At 73.5% G+C, this 25,016-nt stretch carries 20 protein-coding genes and 1 pseudogene; 10 read left to right on the forward strand and 11 right to left on the reverse strand.

Annotated elements, in window-relative coordinates:
- The first annotated feature begins 16 nt into the window (after window positions 1-16).
- The 5 genes from J2W21_RS17260 (at window position 17) to J2W21_RS17280 (ending at window position 5,182) form a co-directional block, all read left to right on the forward strand.
- Window positions 17-1,300 (forward strand): MFS transporter, encoded by a 1,284-nt coding sequence (locus J2W21_RS17260; RefSeq protein ID WP_307115753.1) that lies wholly within the window; start codon window positions 17-19, stop codon window positions 1,298-1,300.
- A gap of 76 nt (window positions 1,301-1,376) precedes the next feature.
- Window positions 1,377-2,219: an enoyl-CoA hydratase/isomerase family protein gene (locus J2W21_RS17265; protein WP_307115754.1), complete on the forward strand. Its 843-nt coding sequence runs from the start codon at window positions 1,377-1,379 to the stop codon at window positions 2,217-2,219.
- Window positions 2,220-2,323: 104 nt separating this feature from the next.
- Complete coding sequence (locus J2W21_RS17270) at window positions 2,324-3,766, forward strand: ferredoxin reductase family protein (protein ID WP_307115755.1); 1,443 nt, start codon at window positions 2,324-2,326, stop codon at window positions 3,764-3,766.
- Window positions 3,763-4,290, forward strand: a complete 528-nt coding sequence (locus J2W21_RS17275; RefSeq protein ID WP_307115756.1) for an FMN-binding protein — start codon at window positions 3,763-3,765, stop codon at window positions 4,288-4,290. The genes J2W21_RS17270 and J2W21_RS17275 overlap by 4 nt, the downstream gene beginning before the upstream one ends.
- A gap of 73 nt (window positions 4,291-4,363) precedes the next feature.
- Window positions 4,364-5,182, forward strand: a complete 819-nt coding sequence (locus tag J2W21_RS17280) for an FAD:protein FMN transferase (protein ID WP_373423125.1) — start codon at window positions 4,364-4,366, stop codon at window positions 5,180-5,182.
- 48 nt (window positions 5,183-5,230) lie between these two features.
- On the opposite strand, the pseudogene J2W21_RS17285 reads toward J2W21_RS17280, so the two are convergent.
- Both J2W21_RS17285 and J2W21_RS17290 read right to left on the reverse strand, forming a co-directional pair.
- Window positions 5,231-5,999: pseudogene (locus J2W21_RS17285) on the reverse strand (SGNH/GDSL hydrolase family protein).
- Entirely contained in the window at window positions 5,996-6,523 is a 528-nt protein-coding gene (locus J2W21_RS17290; RefSeq protein ID WP_307115758.1) for a MarR family winged helix-turn-helix transcriptional regulator, read from the reverse strand. Before J2W21_RS17290 ends, J2W21_RS17285 begins: the two are co-directional and overlap by 4 nt.
- Before the next feature lie 24 nt (window positions 6,524-6,547).
- On the opposite strand from J2W21_RS17290, the gene J2W21_RS17295 reads away from it, so the two are divergent.
- The 4 genes from J2W21_RS17295 (at window position 6,548) to gluQRS (ending at window position 10,448) form a co-directional block, all read left to right on the forward strand.
- On the forward strand, window positions 6,548-6,832 hold the full coding sequence (locus J2W21_RS17295) for a YciI family protein (RefSeq protein ID WP_307115759.1): 285 nt from the start codon (window positions 6,548-6,550) through the stop codon (window positions 6,830-6,832).
- 136 nt (window positions 6,833-6,968) lie between these two features.
- Window positions 6,969-8,300, forward strand: a complete 1,332-nt coding sequence (locus J2W21_RS17300; protein ID WP_307115760.1) for an alkaline phosphatase family protein — start codon at window positions 6,969-6,971, stop codon at window positions 8,298-8,300.
- Between the two features lie 161 nt (window positions 8,301-8,461).
- Entirely contained in the window at window positions 8,462-9,508 is a 1,047-nt protein-coding gene (locus J2W21_RS17305; RefSeq protein WP_307115819.1) for an LLM class flavin-dependent oxidoreductase, read from the forward strand.
- A 19-nt stretch (window positions 9,509-9,527) separates the two neighbouring features.
- A complete protein-coding gene (gene gluQRS / locus J2W21_RS17310; protein WP_307115761.1) occupies window positions 9,528-10,448 on the forward strand; it encodes a tRNA glutamyl-Q(34) synthetase GluQRS in 921 nt (306 codons plus the stop codon).
- On the opposite strand, the gene J2W21_RS17315 is transcribed toward gluQRS, so the two are convergent.
- The 4 genes from J2W21_RS17315 to J2W21_RS17330 form a co-directional block, all read right to left on the reverse strand.
- Entirely contained in the window at window positions 10,432-11,562 is a 1,131-nt protein-coding gene (locus J2W21_RS17315; RefSeq protein ID WP_307115762.1) for an FAD-dependent oxidoreductase, read from the reverse strand. The genes gluQRS and J2W21_RS17315 overlap by 17 nt on opposite strands.
- Window positions 11,563-11,607: 45 nt before the next feature.
- A complete protein-coding gene (locus tag J2W21_RS17320) occupies window positions 11,608-12,801 on the reverse strand; it encodes a type III polyketide synthase (protein WP_307115763.1) in 1,194 nt (397 codons plus the stop codon).
- 139 nt (window positions 12,802-12,940) lie between these two features.
- On the reverse strand, window positions 12,941-14,125 hold the full coding sequence (locus J2W21_RS17325; RefSeq protein WP_307115764.1) for an App1 family protein: 1,185 nt from the start codon (window positions 14,123-14,125) through the stop codon (window positions 12,941-12,943).
- Window positions 14,126-14,258: 133 nt separating this feature from the next.
- Window positions 14,259-15,722, reverse strand: coding sequence for an ATP-binding protein (locus tag J2W21_RS17330; protein WP_307115765.1), 1,464 nt, complete (start codon window positions 15,720-15,722; stop codon window positions 14,259-14,261).
- A 258-nt stretch (window positions 15,723-15,980) separates the two neighbouring features.
- Between J2W21_RS17330 and J2W21_RS17335 the strand changes: the two genes are divergently transcribed.
- A complete protein-coding gene (locus tag J2W21_RS17335; protein ID WP_307115766.1) occupies window positions 15,981-16,352 on the forward strand; it encodes an antibiotic biosynthesis monooxygenase family protein in 372 nt (123 codons plus the stop codon).
- Window positions 16,353-16,570: 218 nt separating this feature from the next.
- On the opposite strand, the gene J2W21_RS17340 is transcribed toward J2W21_RS17335, so the two are convergent.
- The 5 genes from J2W21_RS17340 to J2W21_RS17360 all read right to left on the reverse strand — a co-directional run bounded on the left by J2W21_RS17340 (window position 16,571) and on the right by J2W21_RS17360 (window position 24,918).
- The gene (locus J2W21_RS17340; protein ID WP_307115767.1) at window positions 16,571-17,764 is read right to left on the reverse strand and encodes a multidrug effflux MFS transporter; all 1,194 of its coding nucleotides are present in this window, start codon (window positions 17,762-17,764) and stop codon (window positions 16,571-16,573) included.
- 114 nt (window positions 17,765-17,878) lie between these two features.
- On the reverse strand, window positions 17,879-18,739 hold the full coding sequence (locus J2W21_RS17345; RefSeq protein ID WP_307115768.1) for an SGNH/GDSL hydrolase family protein: 861 nt from the start codon (window positions 18,737-18,739) through the stop codon (window positions 17,879-17,881).
- Between the two features lie 205 nt (window positions 18,740-18,944).
- Window positions 18,945-22,418, reverse strand: a complete 3,474-nt coding sequence (locus tag J2W21_RS17350; RefSeq protein WP_307115769.1) for an ATP-binding protein — start codon at window positions 22,416-22,418, stop codon at window positions 18,945-18,947.
- Entirely contained in the window at window positions 22,415-23,395 is a 981-nt protein-coding gene (locus J2W21_RS17355; RefSeq protein ID WP_307115770.1) for a DUF4194 domain-containing protein, read from the reverse strand. Before J2W21_RS17355 ends, J2W21_RS17350 begins: the two co-directional genes overlap by 4 nt.
- The gene (locus J2W21_RS17360) at window positions 23,395-24,918 is read right to left on the reverse strand and encodes a DUF3375 family protein (RefSeq protein ID WP_307115820.1); all 1,524 of its coding nucleotides are present in this window, start codon (window positions 24,916-24,918) and stop codon (window positions 23,395-23,397) included. The genes J2W21_RS17355 and J2W21_RS17360 overlap by 1 nt, the downstream gene beginning before the upstream one ends.
- Window positions 24,919-25,016 lie beyond the last annotated feature (98 nt).

Genomic DNA, 25,016 nt, shown 5'->3' on the forward strand with positions numbered 1-25,016 from the left:
CACCCGAAGGAGCGCCATGCCCGCCACCCCCGCCACCGTCGCGGCCACCCCTGAACGGCTCGCCGCGGCCCGCAAGGCCGTCGTCAGCAGCTCCATCGGCGCCGCCCTCGAGTGGTTCGACATCATCGTCTACGCCTCGTTCGCAATCGTCATCGCCGAGAACTTCTTCCCTGAGGGGGACAGCACCCTTGGGCTCATCCTGACGTTCGCGACGTTCGCCATCTCCTACCTCGTCCGGCCGCTCGGCGGGATGTTCCTGGGCTCGTACGGCGACCGGCACGGCCGCAAGAAGGCCCTGACCGTGACGCTCGCGCTCATGATGCTCGGAACGCTCATCATGGCGATCGCCCCGACCCACGCGCTCATCGGGGCGTGGGCGGGCATCATCATCCTCATCTCCCGGCTTATCCAGGGCTTCTCGGCCGGCGGCGAATTCGGCACGGCCACGACCTTCCTCGTCGAGACCGCCCCGCACCGCAAGGCCTACTACGCCTCGTGGCAGGTCGCGGCCCAGGGCATCTCCATGTTCCTGGCCTCGGCGTTCGGGTTCGCGCTGTTCAGCTGGCTGACGAAGGAGCAGCTGTACTCGTGGGGCTGGCGCATCCCGTTCATCCTGGGGATCTTCATCGGCCCCGTCGGCCTCTACATCCGCTCCCGCCTGTCCGAGACCGAGGAGTTCGAGCGGAGCGAGAAGCACGCGGCGCCGATCCGCGCCGTCTTCTCCACCCACCTCGGCAGGCTCTTGGCCGCCTCGGCGAGCATCGGCGTCGCCACCATCTCGATCTACCTGATCCTCTACATGCCCACCTTCGCGGTGAAGAGCCTGCACGTCCCCGCGAGCGCCGCCTACCTCGGCGGGGTGGTCGCGGGCCTCGTGATCCTCGTCGGGACTCCGTTCGTCGGCAGCCTCGCGGACCGATTCGGGCCGGCACGGCTCATGCTCTGGGCCGCGGTGGCGGCCCTCGTGCTCGCGTGGCCGCTGTTCCAGCTGATCATCAGCAGCCCTACGCTTCCGGTCTTCATCCTCGTCATCACGGTCCTGGGCATCCTGTGCGCGCTCTACTTCGGCCCCCTGCCGACCCTGCTCACCGAGATCTTCCCGATCAACGTGCGCACCACGGGCGTCGGCGTGGCCTACAACGTGGGCGTCACCGTGATGGGCGGCCTCGCGCCCCTCGTGCTCACGTGGCTCCTGGGCCTCACCGGCGCGCTGGCCGCACCGAGCTTCTACTACATGGCGGTGGCCGTGATCTCCCTGATCGGGCTCGCCGTCGCGAGGCGGCGGTACCACGCCCGGTGAGACTGGGTTTCACCACCGCGCCGGGGACCGCTAGCGTGGGGGTCGGAACACACCATCGACGGCGAGGACGTGACCCATGGCCCCCACCAGCAGCGATCTGGCAAGCACCGAGCTGGGCAGCTACGAAACGCTCGAGCTCGACCTCACGGAGGGCATCCTGACCCTCACCGTGAACCGCCCCCAGGCCCTCAATGCCCTCTCCCAGCAGGTCATCGCGGACCTGTGGAAGGCCTTCACCGCGATCGAGGACTCCTGCACGCACGACGCCGGGTGGCCGGTCCGCGGGGTCATCGTCACCGGTGCGGGGGGCAAGGCCTTCGTGGCGGGGGCGGACATCCGCGAGATGGCGTCGATGGAGCCCGACGAAGCGGCGGAGTACGCGCGCTCCGCCCAGGGCGTGACGCTCCTGATCGAGAAGGTGCCGGTGCCGGTCATCGCGGCGGTGGACGGGTTCGCCCTCGGCGGCGGCTGCGAGCTGGCCCTCGCGTGCGACTTCATCTACGCCTCGGAGGCCGCCCAGTTCGGCCAGCCCGAAGTCAACCTCGGGCTCGTGCCCGGCTTCGGCGGGTCGGTGCGCCTGCCCCAGCGCGTGGGACTGGGTCCCGCGCGCGAGCTCATCTACACGGGCCGGCGCATCGACGCAGCCGAGGCCCTCCGCCTCGGGCTCGTCAACCGGGTCCTCCCCGGCCGCGAGGAGCTCCTCGCGGCGGCGCGCGCCACCCTCGGCGAGATCGCCCCGAAGGCCCCGCTCGCCGTCGGGCTCGCCAAGCAGTCCATCACCCGCGCGTACGGGCGGCACACCGGCCAGGGCCTCGAGATCGAGGCCGAACTGTTCCGCGAGGCGTTCACCACCGAGGACATGCGCGAGGGCACGTCGGCGTTCCTCGAGAAGCGCGGGGCGGCGTTCACGGGGAAGTAGGGGTTTCGACTCCGCTCGACCACCGGTTGAGATTTCAACCAAGGCACGGCTGGGGTCAAGGACCGCCACAGCTAATCGACAGGGTGCTGCCCGATTGTTGAAGCATGACGGCGACACTCCCCACTCCCCAGCCCCGCACGGAGGCACTGCCCCGGGTGACCCGGCGCACCGCCCTGGGCCGTGAGCTCAGGGCCCGCGGACGGCGCCGCCTGATCGGCGCGGACCTGCTCGGCGTGGCCGCGTGGAGCTCGGCGGCCGCCGCCGTGGCCCTCTACCTCGCGGACGGCGGGGCCGGCCAGTTCGGCACCGTCCCCTCGGCACTCACGTCCATCGGCATCATCGCCGGGCTCATCGGCACGGACCTCGTGCTCGTCATGCTCCTCCTCGCCGCCCGGCTGCCCTGGATCGACCGGGCGATCGGCCACGACCGCGCCATGGCCGTCCACGGCAGCCTCGGCAAGCCCTCGCTCTACCTGCTCCTGGCCCACATGGCCTTCCTCCTGCTCGGCTACGGCGCCTCCGAGGGCCTCAACCCGATCGCCGAGGCCGTGAGCCTGTGGAACCTCGTGCCGGACATGTGGCTCGCGTTCGTCTCGATCGCGCTGTTCATCGCCGTGGTCGTCACGTCCCTCGTCGCGGTGCGGCGCAAGATGCCGTACGAGTTCTGGCACGCGATCCACCTCCTCACCTACGCGGCGGTCCTGACCGCCATCCCCCACCAGTTCAGCGTCGGCGCACTCTTCGCCGAGGGGCACTGGCAGCGGCTCTACTGGGAGGTCTTCTACTGGGGCGTGGTCGTGGCGCTCCTCTGGTTCCGCGTGGTCACGCCGCTGGTGCGCACGTGGCGCCACCAGCTCACAGTGAGCCGCGTGGTGCAGGAGGGGGCCGGCGTCGTGAGCATCGAGATGACGGGCCTGCGCCTGCACGAGCTCACCGGCGAGGGCGGCCGGTTCTTCATCTGGCGCTTCCTGGCCCCCGGCCTGTGGTGGCACGCGCACCCGTTCAGCCTCTCGGCGGAGCCGCACGGGGAGTCCCTGCGCATCACCGTCCGCAACCTCGGCCGGGGCAGCGCCGCGCTCGCCCGGCTCCGCCCGGGAACCAAGGTGGCCCTCGCGGGGCCCTACGGCAACTTCGCCCACACCTCCCGCACCCGCCCCGGCCTGGTCCTCGTGGGCTCGGGCATCGGCATCACACCGATCCGCGCCCTGCTCGAGCGGGCCGAGTTCGCCCCGGGCGACGCGACCGTGATCCTCCGGGCCAGCGCCCCGCACCAGCTCTACCTGCGCGAGGAGATCGCCGCCCTGTGCCAGGCCCGCGGTGCCGTGCTGTACGAGCTCGTGGGCCGGCGCGCCCGCGGCAGCTCCTGGCTCCCCCGTCACCAGACGGGGCTGCGCCTGACCGACTACCTCCCCGCCGGCGCCCCCGCGCTGGCCGACACCGACGTCTACGTCTGCGGGCCCCGCGAGTGGTCCGACGCCGTCCTCGCCGACGCGAAGGCCTCCGGCGCCCGTGACGAGACCCTCCACCGCGAAAGGTTCGACTGGTGAGAAAACGCGCAGCACTCTCCGCCTCCGTCGCGTCCCTCGGCATCCTCGCCATCGGCTGGCAGGCCGGCGCGCACGCCCTCGAGGCCGCCCAGCCCACGGCCGGCACCCCCGGCACTGCCGGCGCCGCGAACGGCACGGGAAGCACCGCGGCGGCCAGCGGCTCGGGTGCCTCGGGCGCCTCCGGCGGGGCGTCGGGCACGTCCGGCTCATCTGGATCGGGCACCAGCCAGGCGGCCGGGTCCCAGCCCCAGAACACCTACGCGGGCCAGACCGTCTCGACACGCTACGGCGACGTCCAGGTCCAGATCACCGTGCGGAACGGCAAGATCACCGACGTAGCGGCCCTGCACCTCACCGACGCCGAGAGGCGCTCCCAGATGATCAGCGCCACCGCGGCCCCGATCCTGCGCTCGGAGGTCCTGCAGGCCCAGTCGGCCAACGTCCAGACGGTCAGCGGCGCCACGATCACTTCGGATGCCTACCTCCAGTCCCTCCAGGCGGCCCTCGATGCAGCCCATCTCTGAGCCCACTCCGGGCCTCCGGGCGTCCGACACCTGGGCGCCCGCTCCGGCTCTGCGCGCACGGACGTTCGCCTGCATGGGCACGGTGGTCAGCCTCACCGCGCCCGTGGGCTCTGGCAGCGCGGCGCAGGCCGATCTCGATCGGCTCGAGGCCGCGGCCGCCGTGGTCGAGGACCAGTTCGCGGCCCTCGACGCGCAGTTCAGCCTCTACCGGCCGGACTCGGAGGCGAGCCGGATCGCCCGCGGGGAGCTGGCCCTCCTGCAGGCCAGCCCGCTCCTGCGGGACCTGTACGCCGACGCGGTGCGGTGGCGCGGCCGGACCGACGGCGCCTTCACGCCCGAGCGTCCGGACGGGCTCCTGGACCTGGGCGGCCTCGTGAAGGGGTACGCGATCGCCGAGGCGGGCCGCTCCCTCGTGGCGCTCGGCCTGCACGACTGGTGCCTCAACGCGGGCGGAGACGTGCTCGTCTCCGGTTCACCGGCGCCGTCGTCCGCGTCCTCGGCTTCCGCGGCGGCGGGTGAGGCCGGCGCTCCCCCGTGGCTCGCCGGGATCGTGGACCCCGCCGATCGGCGCACCCTGCTGGGCTCCTACCCGCTCGGGCCGCGGCCGCCGGCGCGGCTCGCTCTGGCGACCTCGGGCTCGGCCGAGCGCGGCGACCACATCTGGACCGTCGGGCTGCGCGGGCCCTCCGGCCACCGCCGGCCCGAGTTCGCCCAGGTGAGCGTGGCGGCGCAGGACATCGTCACCGCGGACGTCCTCGCCACCGCGGTCGTCGCCGGCGGCCGGGCCACCCTCGATGCCGTCACCGCCCGCTGGGACGTGGACGTGCTCGCCGTGGCGCACGACGGCGGCCTGCTCGCCACCCCGGGGTTCCGCGCCCCGAGCGCGGCGTAGGGCCGGACGGCCGCGGGCCCGGAGCCGGACGGGTCAGATGCGGACGGGTCAGAGGCGGACGGGCGCCGGGTACTTCGGGCTCAGTCCGTCCCCCGAGGAGCGGCCCGTGACGCGCCGGACGACCCACGGCCACGCGTACTCCCGCGTCCACGCGGCGTTGGCACGGAGCTGCTCGACGCGGCTCAGCTTGGGCAGCGGCACGGCGTCGGGGACCTCGGCCAGGCCCTCGTGCTCGAGCAGCTCCAGGACCCGGTTGGCCATCGTCGCGTGGCCGAGCGGGGACATGTGCATCCGGTCCACGTCCCACATGCGCCAGTCCTGGAACTCATGGAAGCGCCAGTAGTCGACCAGGGCGGCCCCGTGGCGGTCGGCGATCCAGCGGACCTGCTCGTTGTAGATCGCGGTCCGGCCGCGCATGGTCCCGAACACCTTGGACGAGCCGGCGTCGAAGCCCGTGAAGAGCAGCACCTGGGCGCCCGCATCCACGAGGCGGCCCACCGCGGCGTCGTACCCCTCCATGAGGGCGTCGATGTCCACCTTGGGCCGCAGGATGTCGTTCGCCCCCGGCGTACAGCGTCACGAGCGTGGGGCGCAGCGCGAGGGCGGGCTCGATCTGCTCGGCGAGGATCTGGCGGATCTTGCGGCCGCGGATCGCGAGGTTCGCGTATCCGAGGCCGGGGTCGGCCCGCTGGAGCTGCTCGGCCACCCGGTCTGCCCAGCCGCGCACGCCGTTCGGGCGCGAGGCGTCCGCGTCGCCGACCCCCTCGGTGAACGAGTCGCCCAGGGCCACGAAGCGGGAGGTGAAGGACTCGCTCACGGTGCCACCCCGCCGTCGTACGCCGGACCGAGGAGGCGCTCGCGGGACGGATCCCGGAAGATCCAGTTCTCCTCCTGGAGCCTGCCGACGATCTTCTCGCCGATGTCCGCCAGCCGGGCCACGTCATCGGCCCCGAGGGCGTCGAACACGAGCTGGCGCACGCGCTGCACATGCTCGGGCGCCAGGTCCGCGATGGTCTCCCAGCCGGCGTCGGTGAGGTGCGCGGTGGTGACGCGGGCGTCGTCCGGGCAGGGGCGCCGGTCGATCCACCCCCGGCCCTGGAGCTTCGTCACCACGTGCGAGAGGCGCGAGAGCGAGGCCGAGGTGCGGGAGGCGAGCTCCTTCATCGGGAGCATGCGGCCCTCGGCCTCGGAGAGCATCGCGAGCACGTTGTAGTCGAACAGGGACAGCTTGTTCAGCTGCGTCAGGTGCGCGTCGAGGGCTGCCGGCAGGAGCGTGGTCACGCTCAGCAGGGCAAGCCACGCCCGGCGCTCCTGGGCGTCAAGCCAGCGGGGTTCCGTCACGGGTACCAAGCATAGGCTGTGGGGATGCTCATCGTTTCGCTCACCTACACCGTGCCGCTCGACGTCGTCGAGGCCCACCTCGAGGCCCACCGGACGTGGCTCCGCGACGCCGTGGACCGCGGGCTCGTGGTCGCCGCCGGGCGCAAGAACCCGCGCACCGGCGGGATCCTGCTCTCCCTCGCGGACCGGGGCGCGCTCGAGGCCGCGATCGCCGAGGACCCGTTCTCGGTGCACGGCGTGGCCGAGTTCGAGGTCATCGAGGCGGACATGACCGCGGCGGCCATGGGGTTCGAGGCGCTGCTCGCCTGAGCGGCCGCCTGCGGGGAAGCCCCGTGGACTGGCCCGCACCGGCTGTTCCCTCCCGCACACTCCGCGCCATAGCCTGTCCCCGTGCGGCTCCGGCGTCCCAGAGCACTCCCCGCACTATCCGAGCGGAGGGCAGGCCATGGCTGACGGACTCGCAGGAATCGACCACATCGTGGTGCTCATGCTCGAGAACCGCTCGTTCGACCACCTCCTCGGGTACCTCTACCACGACGCGGGGAACGTCTCGCCGAGCGGGGCGCCGTTCGAGGGCCTCACGGGTGCCGAGAGCTGCCCGGGACCAGACGGCAGACCCGTGGCCGTCTACCCCATCGCCCCGACCACCCCGGAGGCCTACTTCATGCCCGGCGCCGACCCGGGCGAGGGCTTCGCCAGAGCCAACAACCAGCTCTTCGGGACCACGAAGCCCGCTCCCGGCGCCGTGCCCACCATGACCGGATTCGTGGCCGACTACGCCCAGGCCATCAAGGACAACCAGGCGAAGAAATGGTATGTGGTCCCGGGCACCGCGCCCGGGTGGATCATGGGCTGCTTTGCCCCGGAGACGCTCCCCGTCCTCAGCGCCCTCGCGCGCGGGTTCGCCGTCTGCGACCACTGGTTCAGCTCCGTGCCCACGGAGACCATGCCCAACCGGGCCTTCACGTGCGCGGGGACGAGCCAGGGCCACATGGACGATGTCACGAAGTCGTTCACCGTGCCGAGCATCTTCGGCCTCCTCGGCCAGCACAGCCTGCCGTGGAAGATCTACGGCTACAGCAAGCCGCCGCTGACCCGCCTGAACTTCCCGGACACCCAGAAGGCCCCCGCCGCCAACATCGGCAGGTTCGCGGACTTCCGCGCCGACGCCGCGGCAGGGACCCTGCCCGCGTTCGCCTTCGTGGAGCCGGCCTGGAGCTCCACCGGCAACAGCCAGCACCCCAACTACAGCATGGCCGCCGGGGAGCAGCTCATCCTCGACACCTACACCGCCCTCCGCGCCGGTCCCTCGTGGGCCAAGACGCTCCTGATCGTGACCTACGACGAGCATGGCGGATGCTACGACCACGTTCCGCCGCCCAGCGGGGCTGTCCCGCCGGATGCCTCCCCGGGCGAGTTCGGCTTCGACTTCACACGCTTCGGCCCCCGTGTTCCCACGGTGCTCGTGAGCCCCCTCATTCCCGCCGGCACGGTGTTCCGCGTGCCCGCGGGCTCCACGCCCCTCGACCACACGAGCATCCTGGCCACGGTCGAACGCCGGTTCGGGCTCCCGCCGCTCACCCGCCGGGACGCGGCCGCGCCCGACGTCGGCGGAGCCCTGACGCTCGAGGCGGCCCGCACGGACGATCCCCTGGCCGGCGTGTCCGCGCCGCCGCCGCCCGCCGTCCCTGCAGCCCTGGCCGCCACGCCCTCGCACCTCGCGGACGTCCGGGACGAGCTCATGGCACGCTTCACACCAGAGGACGTGGCGGGCTGAGGCTGGGCGCCCTGGGGCGCGTGCCATTCTGCTCACCAAGCCTCGGCGCCCCGGCGTGTCCCGCCGCGACACGCCGTGCGGACGCAGCTTCGGCCACCCAGCGTGAGCAGGAACGCACGCGCCCGGGAATGCTGCGGTGATGGTTGAATGTTCAAGTGATTATGGACTTCGGCATCTTCACCTTCGGCGAGCTCACCCGCGGCCCCTCGGGCACCGGGCGCTCCGCCGCCCAGCGCATCGACGAGACCCTCCGGCTGGCCAGGCTCGCGGACGAGGCCGGGCTGGACGTGATCGGCCTCGGCGAGCACCACCGCCACGACTTCGCGTTCTCGGCCCCAGAGATCGTCCTCGCCGCGATCGCGCGCGAGACCCGACGCATCCGCCTCACCACGGCCGTCACGGTCCTGTCCACCGCGGACCCGGCGCGCGTGTTCGAGCAGTTCGCCACCCTCGACATCGTCTCCGGCGGCCGTGCGGAGATCCTCGCCGGACGCGGCGTCTTCCCGGAGTCGTTCCCGCTCTTCGGCTACGACCCCGCCCAGTACGACGCCCTCTTCGAGGACAAGCTCGAGCTCCTGCTGCAGATGCGCGAGCACGCCGACGTCACCTGGCCAGCCCCCGCCGCCGCGGGCCCGCGCGCCCACCACGCACTCCACCACGCGGCGATCGCGCCCCGGCCGGTCCAGGAGCGGCTGCCGATCTGGCGGGGCGTCGGCGGTACGCCCTCGAGCTTCGTGCGGGCAGGCCAGGCCGGGGTCCCGCTGTTCCTCGCGCTCCTGTCCGGGCACCAGCACTTCGCCCGGCTCGTCGAGCTCTACCGGGCCGCCGGCACCGAGGCCGGGCACCCGGATTCGTCCCTGAAGGTCGGCACGGGCAGCCACTTCTACGCCGCGCGCACCTCCCAGGCGGGCCGCGACGCGTTCTACCCGCACTACGCCGCGTACATCCAGCAGAACATGCCGCGGCCCGCCGGCGCGTTCCCGCGCGAGCAGTTCGACGCGTGGTCCGGCCCCGGCGGCGGCCTCCTCGTGGGCAGTCCCGCCGAGATCACCGAGCGGATCCTCGCCACCCACGAGGCGCTCGGCACGAGCCGGTTCATGGCCCAGGTGGGCCTCGGGACGCTGCCGTTCGCCGAGACCGCGGCCTCCGTCGAGCTGCTGGCCACCGAGATTGTGCCAGCGGTGAAGAAGGCCCTCGGCGAGGGCTGAGCCCGCTAGCGTAGACGGCATGACTTCCGGTGCCGGACGCTTCGCCCCCAGCCCCTCGGGCGAGCTGCACGTGGGCAACCTCCGCACCGCCCTGCTCGCGTGGCTCTTCGCCCGGTCCGCGGGCCGGCGGTTCATCCTGCGCGTCGAGGATCTGGACCGGGCCCGGGCGGGAGCCGAGGAGGTCCAGCTGAGGGACCTCGCCGCCGTCGGCCTCGACTGGGACGGCGAGGTGGTCCGCCAGACCGAACGGGGCGGGCTCTACGAGGAGGCGATCGCGCGTCTGGCCGCCGCCGGCCTCACCTACGAGTGCTACTGCACCCGGCGCGAGATCCAGGAGGCGCCCAGCGCCCCGCACGCGCCGCAGGGCGCGTACCCCGGCACGTGCCGCGACCTCACCGAGGCGCAGCGCGCACGACGCCGCGCGGAGCGTCCCGCCGCCATCCGCCTCCGCGCCTCGGTCACCGACTGGGCCGTCACAGACGTGCTGCACGGGCGGTATTCGGGGCTCGTGGACGATTTCGTCCTGCGCCGCAACGACGGAGTGGTGGCCTACAACCTCGCGGTGGTCGTCGACGACGCCGCCCAGGGCGTGGACCAGGTGGTCCGCGGCGACGACCTGCTCCCCTCGGCCCCGCGGCAGGCCTACCTCGCCGGGCTGCTCGGCGCGCGCGTGCCCGAGTACGCCCATGTGCCGCTCGTGCTCAACCCCGCCGGGCGCCGCCTGGCCAAGCGCGACGGCGCGGTGACGCTCGCCGAACTCGCCACCGCCCGGGTCGGCCCCGAGGAGGTGACCGCGCTGCTCCTCGGCTCGCTCGGGCTGCCCGCGACGCTGGCCGAGGCGCTCAGGGCCTTCGACCCCTCCGCGCTCCCCCGCGACCCGTGGGTCCTGGACCCGCAGGACCTGACAGGCGGGGCGCGCGGGATCAGCCCTGCATCGTGAAGCGTGCGGCCGTCCGCTCGGCGAGCCACGGCACGCGGTAGAGCGCGCGGAAGGCGGCATTGCGGGCGGCCATGATGCCCGCGGGCAGCTCCCGGCCCAGGGCCATGTTGACCCTCGCCTGCCGGGCCGCGAAGCGCGCGGCCCGGAGCCGCTCCGCCTCCGCCGCGGCCCACAGCTCGTCCCATTGACCGCCGGTGCCCGCGGCGATGAGCGGCACGAAGGCCTCGGCGTCGAGCCACCCGAGGTTCATCCCCTGCCCGCCGATCGGACTCACCTCGTGTGCGGCGTCGCCCGCGAGCAGGACCCGCCCGGAGCGCAGCCGGGCCGCGAGCCGCTCGGTGACCGTGAACGCGCTCAGCATCGTGCACGTGGACGGGTCCGGGCGCACGCCGGTCCGCTCGCCCACGATCCGCGCGAGGTCCCGCGCGGACGGGTCCAGGGCCGGCTCGGGCACGTGCGCGACCCAGCGCCGCACTCCGCCGGGCAGCGGGAACGACTCGACGATCCCCGCGGCCTCGAGGTGCAGCACCGCCCGCGCCCCGTCCCCGGTCGCGTCGGCAAAGTCGCCCATGAGGTACGCGTCGGGCAGGGCGTGGGTGCGCACGGGGATGCCGAGGCCCGCGCGCAGGGGCGAGCGGGCGCCGTCGGCCGCGACGACCCAGCGGCCCGCCACCTGATCGCCGTCCTCGCAGCGGACGACGGCGCCGCCCTCCTCGCGCTCGGCCCGCACCGCCCGCACGCCGCGGCGCAGTGCCCCGGGCGCGAGCTCGGCGAGCCGGTCCTCGAGCGCCTGCTCGGTGGCCCACTGGGGCACGGCGAGCACGGGCGGCCGGAAGCCGATCCGCGCCACCGTGCGGGTCGCGCCGGAGTCGCGGGCGCGTGCGGCGCCCTCGCTGATCGGCACGCCCGCGGCGGCGACCCGGTCCGCGACGCCTGCCCGCTCCAGGACGCGCAGCCCGGGCGGGTGGACGCCGATCGCCCGCGTGTGCCGGCCGCGCTGGGGCCTGGCCTCGAGGACCGCGACATCCAGGCCCCGGTCCGCGAGCAGCACCGCGAAGCAGAGTCCCACGGGGCCCGCGCCCACCACGACCGCGTCGTGCCGCCCGGCGGCCATCCTCAGGCGCCCATGCTCGGCCGGCCCGTCCTCAGGCGCCCCGGCTCACGGGAGCCTCCGGGTCATGAGGGCCGTCTCCACCGTCAGCCCGGGGCCGAAGGCCATCGCACAGATGCGTTCTGCGCCGGGCGAGCCGCGTCCCGCCTCCGGTGAGCCGGCGGCGCGCGGCGAGGAGGCGTCGTCGTCCGGGTCCCGGTCCGGGAGGGCGAGGATCCGTTCGAGGACGAACATGATGGTGGCGCTGGACATGTTGCCGAACTCGCGCAGGGTCTCGTAGGCGGGGGCGCCCTGCTGCTGCGAGAGGCCGAGGCGGGCCACGACCTTGTCCACGATGCTCCGGCCGCCGGGGTGGATGGCCCAGTGCTCGATCTCGGCGTGCGGGCGGCCCACGAGGGAGGTGTCGCGGGCGAGGAGGGGTTCGAGGGCGCCGGTGATGTGCTCGTCGATGATGTGGGGGACGTAGGTGCCGAGGACCATCTCGAAGCCCTGGTCGCCGATGTTCCACGCCATGTTCTCCTCGCCGACCGGGGTGAGCGTGGTCTCGAACGCGTCGAGGCTGATGGCCGGGCGGGTCAGGGGCAGGTCGCGGGCCGTGACCACGGCGGCGGCCGCGCCGTCGGCGAAGAGGGAGGCGCCGAGGATGGTGTCCGGGTCGTTGGAGCTGCGCACGTGCAGGGTGCACAGTTCGACGAGTGCCACGAGGACCACGGCGTTCGGGTCCGCGTCGCAGAACGCCTTGGCCATGCGCAGGGCCGGGAAGGCGGCGTAGCAGCCCATGAAGCCGAGGTGGAAGCGCTGCACGGACGGGCTCAGGCCGAGGTCGCGCACAATCCGGTAGTCCGGGCCCGGGTTGAAGAAGCCCGTGCACGAGACGGTGACCACGTGCGTGACGTCCTCGGGCGCGATCCCGTCCGCGTTGTCGAGGGCGCGGCGGGCCGTATCAGTGAACAGGGGGGTGGCCTCGCGGACGAACACGTCGTTGCGGGTCTTGGTGCTCGGGCTCAGGAGCCTGCCCGTGGAGGGGTCGAAGAAGTCCGGATCGTGGTCCGGCCGGTCCCACGAGAACTCGGCGAGGGCCGAGTAGCGGGTGTCGATCGCGGCGGCGTCGAAGCACGTCGTGACGAGGCGCTGGCCGAGGCGCGTGAGGCCCTCCTGCGCTGCGAACACGTCGCGGGCCTCGGCCTGCTTGAGCACGGTGGACGGGACAGCGGTCTCGAGGGACCTCACCAGGACGGTCATGGGCCATTCTTCCCCCGAGGCGGGGGGCGAAGACAAGGGGTGAGGCGGCAGCACTCCAGAGGTGGCCCGCAGGAGGGGACGTCCACGAGGGGACCTCCGGGAGCTGACCTTCGTTAGGTGACCCGCGGACGGGCTGGGGTCAGAGCACCCCGGCGGACTCGAGCTGCTGGGCCAGTCCCGCGCCGTCCGGCGCCGAAGCCCAGGTGAGGCCCGGGCGGGAGGCGCCCCCTGCGGCGTCGTGCGTGGTGCCGCCCGAGAAGACCGCCTGGCCGGGCGAGAGCTCCCGGATGGCGACCGCGGCCACGGAGTCGGGGTGCGCGGCGGCGAACTCGGCGTAGATCGACTCGTCGTGCTGGCCGTTGTCGCCCACGAGGAGCCAGCGGATGCCGGGGAACTCGGCGGCGAGGCGCTCGAGGTTCTCCCGCTTGTGGTCCCGGCCCGAGCGGAACCAGCGCTCCGGGGTCATGCCCCAGTCAGTGAGCAGGAGCGGGCCCGCCGGGTACAGGTTGCGTCCCAGGAACCGCTGGAGCGTGGGCGCGGCATTCCACGGCCCGGTCGAGAGGTACACGATCGGCGCCTCCGGATGCTCCGTGGCGAGCCGGTCGAGGAGCACCGCCATGCCCGGGGTGGGCGTGCGGGCCCGCTCGCTGAGCACGAAGGTGTTCCACAGCGCGAGGAACGGCCGCGGGAGGGCGGTGACCATGACGGTGTCGTCGATGTCGGAGACGATCCCGAAGCCCGCGCCCGGCTCGACGACGAGCACCTGCGCGGTGTCCGGCTCGGCCCCGTCCGCGCTCATCCGCGCCTCGTGCCAGCCCGGTTCGAGCTCCACGTCCACGAGCGCGTCGACCACCCCGCCGGCGTCGGCATGCACGACGGCGCGCGTCGCCCCGATCTCGACCGTCACCTCAGCGTGCTGGATCGGCACGGACGTGAAGGAGACCCAGCCTCGGAAGTTGTTGAAGGCATCCGACTCACCGTGCAGGCCCGGCCGGGAGTACATGACGCGTCCGAGCACGCGCACGCGCCGCGTGGACCCGTACCCGCGGTACGCGACCACCTGGGCCACGTAGTCTCCGCGCTTGGCCTGGCGGGTGCGGAGGTCGTTCCACCTCTGGGCGACGCGCTGCGCCACACGGAAGAGCGGCTTGAGGCGGGGCGAGGCGCCGGCGCACTCCGGTGCAGGCGGGGCGGCGGTGGCTGTCGCGGTGCCGGCTGCCGCGGTGCCTGGTGTCCCGGTGCCGGCTGCCCCGCCATCGGGCCCAGCGCCGGCGGTGCGGGGGCCCTCGGGGCCGGAGACGGCGTTGGCATGCTGCGCGGTCATGGTCCCACTGTCCCACGGGTCTGGGGCCCGGATCACATCGGGCCGCGCTGCGGCGCGCCCGCGCGGGGGTGCAGTCCGGCCGGGGTGCAGTCCGGCTGGGGGCAGCGGCCCCGGCCCAGGGACGGGCTCTGCCTCAGACGCGCGCGAGCTGCTCGATGTCCTCGAGGAACGCGGCCGCAACCTCCTCGCTCACGGTCGTCTTCGTCTCGGCGACGGCCTCGAGGTAGTCCTGCGTGGTGGGTCCGCGGCGCGCCAGTGCGGCCGCGGGATGGGACCCGTCCGGTGCACTGGTGCGCCCCGACTCCAGCCCTGCCGCGGGGCCGCCGGCGAGGGACGCGCCGCCGCCGGCCGGGCCGGCGTCGTGCGCCAGGTCCCCGGCGTCGCGGTGGACGGCGCCCCCGGCCGCGGGCGAGCCTGCCATCCCCGGCACTGGGACCGGCTCCGCCGCGTACACCGCCTTCTCGAGCGCGCGCTGGGACGCCGACCGCGCCGCGAACTCGATGTCCGCCGGCGAGAATCCCTCCGTGTGCTCCACGAGCTGCTCCACGTCCACCTCGGCCAGGACCGCCTCCGGGATGAAGCGCTGCCACATGGCCCGGCGTGCCTCGGCGTCCGGCAGGCCGATGGGGATCACGTAGTCGAACCGGCCATGGCGCAGGAAGGCGGAGTCGAGGGCGCGGATGAAATTGGTCGCGCACACGAGCAGGCGGCCGGGCTGTTCGCGGAAGGCAGGGATGATCTTGAGTAGCTCGTTCGTGACGCCCTGGTTGGGGCTGGGCGGGTCGCCGGCGCGGTGGGAGGCGATCTCCTCGACCTCGTCCAGGAAGACCACGGCGTGCTCGAGCTCGGAGATCTCGAGGAAGGTGGTGCGCAGCGCGCCGGCGAGGCCCTCCGGCCCGGCGGCGAGGCGGGACGGGAACACCTCGACGAACGGCCACTCGAGGCGGGAGGCGATCGCCTTCGCGAACGTCGTCTTGCCGGTCCCCGGCGGCCCGAAGAGCACGACGGCGCGCGGGGGCACCACCCCGAACTCGTCCGCGAGCTCGGCCTGGGCCAGCGGAAGCACGAGCCGGCGCTCGAGGAGCTGCTTCTCCCGCTTCATGCCGGCCACCCGGTCCCACAGGTCGCGCGGGAGGACGCGGCCGCCCAGCTGGGCCAGAGGCTCGAGTTCGGTGCGCTGGACCGGGATCTGCCGCTCGAAGAAGCGCAGGTTCTGCACGTCCTTGAATCCGCGGGAGAGGAAGGCCTCGAGGCGGGTCTCGGTGTCCGGCATGAGCGCGGACAGCTTGGTCAGGCCCAGGGGGGCCATGCGGTTCTCGAGGGCAGCGAGGAGCGCGGTGCCGATCCCGCGCGAGCGCCACTCCGGCAGGGTCGCGAGGAACACGATCCAGCCCTGCTCGTGCGCTGCGCGGCCCACGGCGGCCCCGACCACGTCGTCGCCGTGCAGGGCCACGACGGCCACGTCCTTCTGGCAGCTCGCGAGGACCTCGGAGAGCGAGTACACCGGTTCGATGCCCGAGGCCGTCATGGCGCTCCACAGGTGCAGGATCCCGTCCAGGTCCGAGGGGTGGAAGTCCCTGATCCGCCACGTGGTCATCCGGGGGTGCTCCTTCGCTCCGTGGGCCCCTTCGCGGCCGCTGGGGCGAGTCTATCGACGGCACGTGGCGGTGAGGTTGCGCCGGCGGCGTCCGCTCCTGCCCTCTTTGGGTCTCGGGCTCCGGCGCGTCCTGCCGCGACACACCGCGCAGCAGGCCGGCACCGCGGCCCAAAGTGGGCGGGACGGGACGCCCCGGGGATCGTCCCGGGCGGAGCCGGCGTCCAGTCTGCGGCCAGACTGCTCTGGCAGGATCCCTGCATGAGCATCGTGAAGATCAACGCCATCACCGTTCCCGCCGACTCGGGCGACGAGCTTGCCCGCCGCTTCGCCGCGCGCGCCGGTGCGGTGGACGGCCAGCCCGGCTTCGAGGGCTTCGAGCTGCTCCAGCCCACCGACGGCCGCAACGTCTGGCTCGTCGTGACGCGCTGGGCCGACGAGGAGAGCTTCGAGGCGTGGAAGAACTCGGCTTCGTTCGGGCGCGGGCACGGCCGGCCCGAGGGCGCGGCCGCCGGTGCCGGGGGCGCGGGTGCCGAGGGTGCGGCTCCCGGGGCCGAGGGCGCCGAGCGCCAGCGCCCGGTGGGCATGTCCGCGGAGCTGTGGAGCTTCGTGCCCGCAGACCTGGGCCGGTAGGTCGGGCCCGAGGGCCGGCTGGGGAGCGTGCCACCCATCGCGGCGTCCTCCCGAACCGCTCCACCCAGCAGTCTCTCGGGAAGACCCTGCGCTTCGGTCGGAACCACCGTCTGCAGCCGGAGGTTCCGACCGAAGGGCAGGGCGCTTTCCTGCAGCGGGCGCCAGGTCCCGCGCGTCGAGCGGCTTCAGACCGGCTGCGCCAGGGCCGGTAGCCGTCCTCAGCCCTGCCGGCGCCGCAGCACGAGCGCGAGCACCGCGGCCACCGCGGCCGCGACCGTCATGATCACCGCCATGGGCACGGCGGTGCGGTCGCCGGCGAGCCCGGACAGCGGTGACACGATCGCGCCGAACACGAACTGGACCGCCCCGAGCACGGCCGAGCCGCTGCCCGAGACGTGCCGCACGGCGTCGAGGGCCAGCGCCGAGGAGTTGCCCATGAGGAAGCCCACGCTCGTCACCGCGCACCAGATCGGGATCGCAAGGAGCCAGCGCGGCACGGGTGCGAGCGCGACCGCGAGGATGGCCACGCAGAAGACGAGCAGGAGCGGCGCGGCCGTCCCCACGATCCGCTGGGCCGGGATGCGCTTGACCAGGCGGGACGAGATGTACCCGGCGATGATGAGCCCCGCGGCGTTGAGTCCGAACAGAGCCCCGTAGGCGAGGGGCGGCAGTCCCATGACCACCTGGTACACGAACGGCGACGCCGGGATGTAGGACATCATGGTCGCGAACGAGGTGGCGAAGAGCCCCGCGTACCCGAGGTACCGGGGCACCTTGAACAGCTGCGCGAGGCCGCCGAGGATGCCGTGCTCGCCACGCGACTCGCGCGGGAGCGTCTCACGGAACACGGACGAGACGCTCAGCATCATGAGCACGAACAGCCCCGCGAGGGTCCACATGATCCCGCGCCACCCGATCGGCCCCTCGAGCAGCGCGCCGAGCGAGGGCGCCACCGCCGGCGCGACGCCGTTGACGGTCATGAGGAGGCTGAGGGTGCGCGCGGTCTCCGACCCGCGGGTGAGGTCCACGATGATGGCCCGCGCGATCACGATGCCCGCCGCGCCGAACAGCCCCTGCCCGAGCCTGGCGGTGATGAGCACCTCGAGGTTGGGCGCGAGCGCCGCTGCGACCGAGGAGAGGATCGCGCCGACGTTCCCGAGGACCAGCGGCCTGAGCCGGCCGAACCTGTCCGAGATCGACCCGAACGCGAGCTGCCCCGCCGCCATCCCGAGCAGGAACCCGGTGAGTGTGAGCTGCACGCCGGAGGCCGTCGCGGCGAACTCCTGCTGCACGCGCGGGAAGCTGGGCAGGTAGAGGTCGGTCGACAGGGGCGCCGTCATGGACAGGAACGCCAGGACCAGGAGCCAGGGCGCGCTGATGCCCTCGCTGCGGTTCAGCGGCTTCGGGGGCATGGCGGGGCAGTGGTTGAGGCGTCAGGCACCCGCCCAGACTACGCGCCCGCCACGCACGACGCCGCGCCGCACCTCCCGCGTGACGCCGCCTCCCGCGGGGACTACTCGCAGGCGCTAGAGCGGCCTCCGCGCCCAGTCCGGGGTGCCCGCGAGGACTTCGGGATGCTCCTCGGCGTAGCGGCGGAGTCCGCCCTTGCGCGGCACCTTCACGGGGTCGGGCCAGCGGGGAGACAGGTCGTCGCCGAGGGTGACGCCGCGGATCTTCCGCCCGATCAGGGGCACGACCCAGTCGCCGAGCCAGGCCCGCTGGGCCGCGACCCACTCGCGCGGCCCACGCCGCATCCGCGGCTCGCGCCCGCGCTGCTTGGCGCTCTGCGGGTATCCGAGCTGCTCGAGCACCCCGCGGGCGAGGAACTTGTGGCCGGCCTTGGACATGTGGAGACGGTCCGTGTCCCACATGCGCCGGTCGGCATACTCATCGAAGCACCAGTAGTCCACGAGGACGGCGCCGAGCTCGCGCGCGAGGCCGCGGACGCGCTCGTTGTACTGCCAGTTGCGGTGCTTGAGCGGCTCGAGGACGGGGTTGACCTTGACGTCGTACCCCGTGAACAGCACCAGGGTCGCGCCGGTTGCGGCGAGCCGGCGCACGAGGTCCTCGTACTGGCCGAGCAGCTGGTCCATGTCGGTGCCGAGGTCGAGGATGTCGTTCCCGCCGGCGTACAGGGTCACGAGCGTGGGCTCCATGGCCAGTGCCGGCGCAAGCTGGTCCGCGACGATCTGGCGCAGCCGCTTGGACCGCACGGCGAGGTTCGCGTACTCCCAGCCCTTCTCGGCCTTGGCGAGCTTCTCGGCCATCCGGTCGGCCCACCCGCGGACGCCGTTGGGCAGGGCGGGGTTCCAGTCCCCCACCCCCTCCGTGAAGGAGTCCCCCAGGGCGACGAACCTCTTCCGGCTCCCGCGAACGCTTCCTGCCACCCGGCGAGCCTAGGGCCGGCGTGCTACCGGCGGCCGAAGGGAGGGTGAACGCCAGGCAACGGCAGACCTGACTCCTCAACCCGACGGACGTGACTCCTCAACCCGACGGACGTGACTCCTCAACCCGACGGACGTGACTCCTCAACCTGACGGGCGTGACTCCTCAACGCCCGACGGACGCGCTTGACGGACTGCGGGCCAGCCGTCAGCGCAGCACGATGTCCACGGGGTTCGCCTGCGACACCGGCCCCCCGGGGACCGACGGGCCCTCGATGAGCCCCGACCGGTTGGTGCGCCTGTCCCGCAGGATCTCCGTGACGGACCCGAGGTAGCGCGAGAGGTCGATCACGTTCTCTGGGGCCGCGAGCAGCAGCTGGAAGCCGAACTCGTGCAGCGCCGCGATGCCCTGGCCGGCGAACTCCTCGGACGCGAGCACGAACGCCTCGTCCATCATGACGGTCCCGTAGCCCGTGAACCCGTGCTCGGCGATGCCCAGCTGGTAGCTCAGGGCCGCGGCCATGATGAACGCAGTGAAGCGCTGCCGCTCGCCGCCGGACATCGAGCCCGTGTCCGCGTGCACGAACACCTCGTCCCGCGCCGTGCCCGCGGCGGCGTCCCGCGAGACCCGGTGCTCCTTGCAGGAGATGAACACGTGGGCGCGCGTGTCGAGCACCTCGGCCCGCCACCGCCGGTCCTCGGGCGTCTGGGACGCGAGCCGCTTCACGAGCGCCTCCAGCGTCTTGTAGCGGACGGTGAGCTGGTCCTCTCCGGCGCCGACCCCGGCGGTCCCGCTGCCGCCCGAGGAGGCCGGGCCGGCGTCGTGCGCCGCCGCGGAATTCGCGGACGACGGCGCGTGGCGCGCCTTGAGCGCGGAGACGATCGCCTCCTTGAACTGCTTCGCGGACGCCGGGACGGTCTGGCGGATGTCCAGCTCGAGGTACGAGCCGTCGTGGAAGTCCACCCCGGCCAGGATCGAGTTGAGCGGCAGGATGCGGGCCGCAATGCCGCGGCGCTCCTCGTCGAGCAGGTGCAGCAGCGTCGAGAAGGACTCGTGCGTGCGCTGGGCGAAGAACTCCCGGAACTGCGCCTCCTGCGCGGGCAGGCCCTCCGAGACGATCTGGCGGTAGCGGGCCTCGAACGCGGCCGCGGCCCCGATCGAGACGCCGTGGTCCGCCGCGACCACGGGGCCCCAGTCGCGCTGGAACTGCTCGAAGATGCGGGTGAGCCGCTCGGCCGCGGCCTGCGCGCGGCTCTCCGCGGCGTGCACGCGGGCAGCGAGGCGGCCATGGACCTCGGCGGCGATCCGCTCGAGGTCGTGCTGGTCCGCGGCCTGGCCGAACTCCTCGAACAGCGGCCCGAGCGTGCCAGTCGCCGCGGCAGACGGCGGGGCGTCGGCGAGGCGGGCCCGCGCGGCCTCGAGGAGCCGATCGGCAGTCACCAGCTGCGCGTCGAGCTGGCGGTACTCGCTCTGGAGCACGGCCGCGGCCTCGGTGGAGGCCTGGTGCTCTGCGCGGGCCGCCTCGACCTTGGCACGCAGCGGCTCGAGGTCACCCTGGGCCGCGAGCGCGTCCTCGAGGCGGGCGCCGATGCGGCGCAGCTCGTCCTCGGCCGCGGCAGAGGAGACCTCCTCCCACGCCCGCTCGTCCCGGGCCACCCGCCGCAGCGCCTCGAGCCGGCGGGAGAGGCCCTGGTGCGAGTCCTCGCTCGCCTGGGCCGCCTCGGCCGCTGCGGCGAGGGAGGCCTCGAGCTCGAGGACCCGCCCGGCGAGGAGCTCGACCTTGGCCGCGTTGTCGAAGCCGAGCACGAAGTCCGCGCGGGCCGCAAAGCGGTCGTCCTTCTCGACAGTGCCGCGGCCGCGCTTGACCACGCCGCCGAGGCTCAGGCCGCGCTCGAGGCCGGCGAGCTCGTCCGGGTCCTCCACGCACGTGTAGGCGAAGTCCACGGCGATGCGCTCGCGGACGTAGTCGCCGGCCGGGCCCGGGACCACCTCGAGCTTGGAGAGCAGGTCTCGCTCCCCGACCGAGGCGAGGGCGAGCTCCGCACCGGGGACGCGGCTGGAGAGGTCGACCGCGCGCAGTGCCCCGCGCACCGGGTTCGCGTCGAGCCACCGGGTCACCGCCGCGAAGTGCTGGCCCGGGACGAGCAGGGTGGTGGCCAGCGAGCGCAGGGCCCGCTCGGCGGCAGGGCGCCACCGCTCCTGGTCCTCGGCGAGGTCGATCAGCTCCCCGCCGAACGGCATCTCGTCCTCGTCGAGGCCGAGCGCCGAGGCGATCGCGGCGCGGTTCTCGACCGCGTGCTGGGGCAGGAGGCTCTTGCTCTGCGCGAGGGCCGCGAGCTCCGAGCGCGCCTCGGCGAGCTCGCGCTTGGCGGTCGCGTGGACCTCGAAGGCGTCGAAGCGGGCCTCCCGCAGTGCCGCGGTGTCCCCCTCGAGCCCGGCGAGGGCCTCGGCGGCCTGCCGGTGCGCCGCCTCCCAGCCCTCGGCGGAGAACGGAAGGTCGAGGCCGGCGTCGTGCAGGCCGGCCTTCGCCGCGGCCTCGACCTCTCGGCGCAGGCGCAGGCCCACGGTCGCGTTGTCCCGGGCCTGCTCGAGGGCGGAGATCTGGTTGCCGCCGGCGCTGTTGTACTCGGCCTCGAGGGAGCGCAGCTCGGCGGCCAGGGCGTCGCGGCGGTGGCGCTCGGCGGAGAGCTCCTTCGCCTTCGCCTGGGCGCGGTCCCGGATGCCGGCGATGAGCCGCTCCTGGACGGCGACGGCGTGGGACTGGCGGACGGCGTCGAAGGGCTCGTCGGCGAGCTCGCGCAGGCGGGCGGCCTCGGTCAGGGCGGCCTCGTACTCCTGATTCAGGGCGGGGACGGGGGCGAGCTGGTCGCGCTGGAGCCTGATGTCCTCGAGCCGGGCCCGGATGGACATGAGGTTGCTGAACTCCTCGACCACCTCGTCGGCGGCCGCGAGCGTGGCGGGCGGGTCGAGGACCTGGTCCCGGAAGAAGCTGTTGACGCTGCCGCCGAGGCCCTTGCCGGCCTGGATGACGCGCAGGAGCGGGAGCGCCTGGTCGCTCGAGATGCCCAGGAGCCGGCGGAAGCGCTCGGCGAAGTTCTTGTGGACGTCGAAGACCTGTGCCTCGGGGAAGACAGCTTCGAGGCCGCTGCGGGTGAAGCGCCGGCCGGGAGTCTGGCCGATGATGCCCTCGACCGCCGCCACATCCAGCGGCACCGAGTCGATGAGGTAGAAGCGCCCCAGGCTGGACTCCGTGCCGTTCTTGGGCAGGTCGAACAGCGCGGTGAGCGTGTAGGCGGTGCCGGCCGCATTGTCGAAGGTGAGGGCGACGGCGCTCCAGGTGGCCCCCGGGCGCTGGAACGCGCTCGCGCGGCCCTCCCCCACGGCCATGTCGCCGACCTTGCCGCGCATGTACGTGTAGGTGGTGCGACGGTCCTCGCTGTGCCCGGCGCGCGCCGCGGCGGCCTCGTTGGAGCGCGGGCGGGCGTCGAACACGCGGGCGATCGCGTCGAACAGCGTCGACTTGCCCACGCCCGAGTTGCCCGTGAGCATGGTGCCCGCACGGTCCACGTGCATGGTGTGCGTCCCGTGGAAGGTGCCCCAGTTGACCACCTGGACGAGGCTGAGCCGGTACTGGCCGGGATTGATGGCCGTGCCGAGTGGGAGCATGGTCGCGACGCTCACAGGAGCCCCTCCGTCTCGTCCGATCCGCCGAGGTCACCCCGTGGGACGCCGACGTCGCCCCCTGGGACGCCGACGTCACCCCCTGGGACGCCGACGTCACCCCGTGGGCCCTCGAAGTCGGGGGCGTCCTCGTCCTCCACGGGATCGGCGCCCTCGGCGCCCTCGGCGCCCTCGGCGCCCTCGGGTTCTTCTGCTCGGTCCCCGTCGCCTGCGGCGAGGTCCACGTCCAAGGCGACCTGGCCGGCGTCGTCCGCGGAACCGCCGTCCCGCGCGGGCCCCGCGGCGGCGACGGCCTCGAGGTGCCGGGTGACGTCGCCGATGTTCTCGAACGGCAGGGCGAGCGGAAGGGCGTTGGAGATGAGGTACACGTCCTCGAGCGGGGTGGGGATGAGGAGGCGGCGGGCCTGGAGCTTGGCGACCGCGCGGTTGACGGTGTCCGCGTCGCGGAGCGCGTCCTGCTCCTCGGCGGGCTGGTAGTGGGCCACGACGTCGGCGAGCTCCTCGAGCGTGACGGTCGGCTCCGTCTGGGCCGTGGCATGCCGGTCCAGGAGCAGCCGGAGCCGCAGCAGCAGGATGGTCTCGACGCGGCTGAGCGCGCGCTGCTGGCGCAGGACCGTGGCGCGCGACGCCGTCCCCAGCAGCTCCGGGTCCACCGGCCGCAGCACGGCGATCTTGCGTTCGTGGTCGATCTGGAGGCGGAGGAACAGCTCGGACAGCCGCGAGCGCAGGACGTCCTCGTGGTCCAGCAGCGTGGTCCACGCCTTCTCGTCGCGGCCGCCGTCGAGGTACGGGCCCTTCAGGAGGCGCACCAGGACGTGGCGGACGCGCAGCGGGAGGACGCCGGTGTCGCCGTCGTAGAGGGCCGTGCCGGGCACGAACGGTTCCTCCGGCCCGACCTCGGCGTCCAGCGGGGTGACCTCGGCGTCCAGCGGCCCGACCTCGGCGTCCGCAAGGGTGACCTCGGCGTCAGTTTCCATCAGTTCTCCTCCCCGGAGGTCACGGAGGTCAGGGAGGCCGCAGGGGCCGCGGCGGCCCCGGACCTCCCCGCGGCCCCCACGGTCACCGTCGCGTTGGGGACGAAGGCGGTGCGCCGCGTCCCGTCGACCTGTTCGAATTCCAGCGGCGCCCACGCGTCCCGGCCGAACCCGACGCCCCGGTTGAGCAGGTGCCCCAGGAGCGCGCGGATCGAGTTGATGTGCTGCTCGTCGGCGGGCAGCTGGGACCAGATGTCCGGCAGCTCGGCGCGGCCGCCGCCGGCCTCGAGGGCCACGTCCACCGCTTCCCGCAGCGCCGCGGCCCGCGCCTTGCCCGTGCGGGCGGAGCGGACGCGGTCCTCGCGGCCGAAGGAGATGGGGGCGGCGAGCCGGGGCGGCGGCGCGAGCTCGTCGGGGTCGAACAGCTTGACCATGGACAGCGACTCGAACTCTGCGCCGAACAGTTCGGGCGCCGGCGCGAACCCGGACTCCTCGCGGACGTACGGGAGCTGGCGGACCGCCTGCTCGGCCCGTCGGATCGCGTCGCGGAGCCGGACGGACTGGCGGTAGTCGTCGCTCTGGACGTACGTGTTCAGGCTCTCCGAGAGCTTGCCGTAGATGCGCTGGATCTGGGCGTTGGCCTCGCGCAGCTCCGCGACGAGGTGCCGCAGGGTCTCCCGCTCCTCGTGGCCGAGCCCGTCGGCGAAGTCGCGCGAGAGGACCTCGGAGATCGCGGCCCGGAAGCGCATCTGCTGCTCGGGGTCGTCCAGGAACGCCGTGAACGAGCGGAAGGTGCGGCCCTCGCTGGAGGCGCGCAGCCGCCGGTCCGCCTCGAGGACCTGGGCCATCGTGGCGCCCTTGGTCAGCGACTCTTCGATGATCTGGTTGCGCAGCTGGCCCACGGAGTCCTCGATGCGGTCGCGCATGCGCTTGAAGTCGGCGGGGACGCCGGCGGCGAGGTCGAGGATGTTCTCGGCGGCCTCGAGCGCGGTCTCGTCGTCGAGGCTCCCGGTCTGCTCGCCGGTGCGCATGGCCCGCACGAGCTCGAGCCGCTCCTCGATCTCGGCTTCGAGGGCCTCGATCCTCGCCGTCGTGTCCGGGTTCGTCTCGCGGGCGAGCCTCTCCACGTCGCCGAGGAGCGTGCCGAGCCGCGAGCCGGTGAGTGTTGACCGCTCGGAGGAGAGGGAGTCGAGGAAGGCGAGCACGCGCGCCGTCGCCTCGGTGAGCTCGTACACGATCCGGCCGCCGTGCGCTCGGCGGGCGAGGAAGCGGCGGCGGGTCCAGTCGTCCGCGACGGCGCGTCCGGTCGCGGAACCGGCCGTGGGGGCGGCGCCGGAGGCGGCATCGTGCGCACGGAGGTCGTCGAGGAAGGCGTCGAGCTCCTCGTGGAACTCTTCGAGCTCCACCTGCGGGCGATTGCGGGAGAACGCGGTCTGCAGCGCCGCGATGGTCCACGGGGCCGAGCGGGTGAGGGCCCACGCCGGCCCGCGGTGGAGCGACTCGAGCTCGGCGAGGCGGACCAGCATGGCGGACGACGGCGATCCCGCCTGCGCGGGCCCCTCGCCGCGCGCCGGGGTGCTGGCAGGCACGGGGGCCGGCAGCGGTCGCGGAGAGGGTTCTGGCA

This window comes from Sinomonas atrocyanea, from assembly GCF_030811715.1.
GTDB lineage: Bacteria > Actinomycetota > Actinomycetes > Actinomycetales > Micrococcaceae > Sinomonas > Sinomonas atrocyanea_A.

Coding starts and splice junctions, on each gene's coding strand:
- J2W21_RS17260 (WP_307115753.1), top strand. CDS start 17: ATGCCCGCCACCCCCGCCACCGTCGCGGCCACCCCTGAACGGCTCGCC.
- J2W21_RS17265 (WP_307115754.1), top strand. CDS start 1,377: ATGGCCCCCACCAGCAGCGATCTGGCAAGCACCGAGCTGGGCAGCTAC.
- J2W21_RS17270 (WP_307115755.1), top strand. CDS start 2,324: ATGACGGCGACACTCCCCACTCCCCAGCCCCGCACGGAGGCACTGCCC.
- J2W21_RS17280 (WP_373423125.1), top strand. CDS start 4,364: ATGGGCACGGTGGTCAGCCTCACCGCGCCCGTGGGCTCTGGCAGCGCG.
- J2W21_RS17295 (WP_307115759.1), top strand. CDS start 6,548: ATGCTCATCGTTTCGCTCACCTACACCGTGCCGCTCGACGTCGTCGAG.
- J2W21_RS17300 (WP_307115760.1), top strand. CDS start 6,969: ATGGCTGACGGACTCGCAGGAATCGACCACATCGTGGTGCTCATGCTC.
- J2W21_RS17305 (WP_307115819.1), top strand. CDS start 8,462: ATGGACTTCGGCATCTTCACCTTCGGCGAGCTCACCCGCGGCCCCTCG.
- gluQRS (WP_307115761.1), top strand. CDS start 9,528: ATGACTTCCGGTGCCGGACGCTTCGCCCCCAGCCCCTCGGGCGAGCTG.
- J2W21_RS17315 (WP_307115762.1), bottom strand. CDS start 11,562: ATGGCCGCCGGGCGGCACGACGCGGTCGTGGTGGGCGCGGGCCCCGTG.
- J2W21_RS17320 (WP_307115763.1), bottom strand. CDS start 12,801: ATGACCGTCCTGGTGAGGTCCCTCGAGACCGCTGTCCCGTCCACCGTG.
- J2W21_RS17325 (WP_307115764.1), bottom strand. CDS start 14,125: ATGACCGCGCAGCATGCCAACGCCGTCTCCGGCCCCGAGGGCCCCCGC.
- J2W21_RS17330 (WP_307115765.1), bottom strand. CDS start 15,722: ATGACCACGTGGCGGATCAGGGACTTCCACCCCTCGGACCTGGACGGG.
- J2W21_RS17335 (WP_307115766.1), top strand. CDS start 15,981: ATGAGCATCGTGAAGATCAACGCCATCACCGTTCCCGCCGACTCGGGC.
- J2W21_RS17340 (WP_307115767.1), bottom strand. CDS start 17,764: ATGCCCCCGAAGCCGCTGAACCGCAGCGAGGGCATCAGCGCGCCCTGG.
- J2W21_RS17355 (WP_307115770.1), bottom strand. CDS start 23,395: ATGGAAACTGACGCCGAGGTCACCCTTGCGGACGCCGAGGTCGGGCCG.
- J2W21_RS17360 (WP_307115820.1), bottom strand. CDS start 24,918: ATGCTGGTCCGCCTCGCCGAGCTCGAGTCGCTCCACCGCGGGCCGGCG.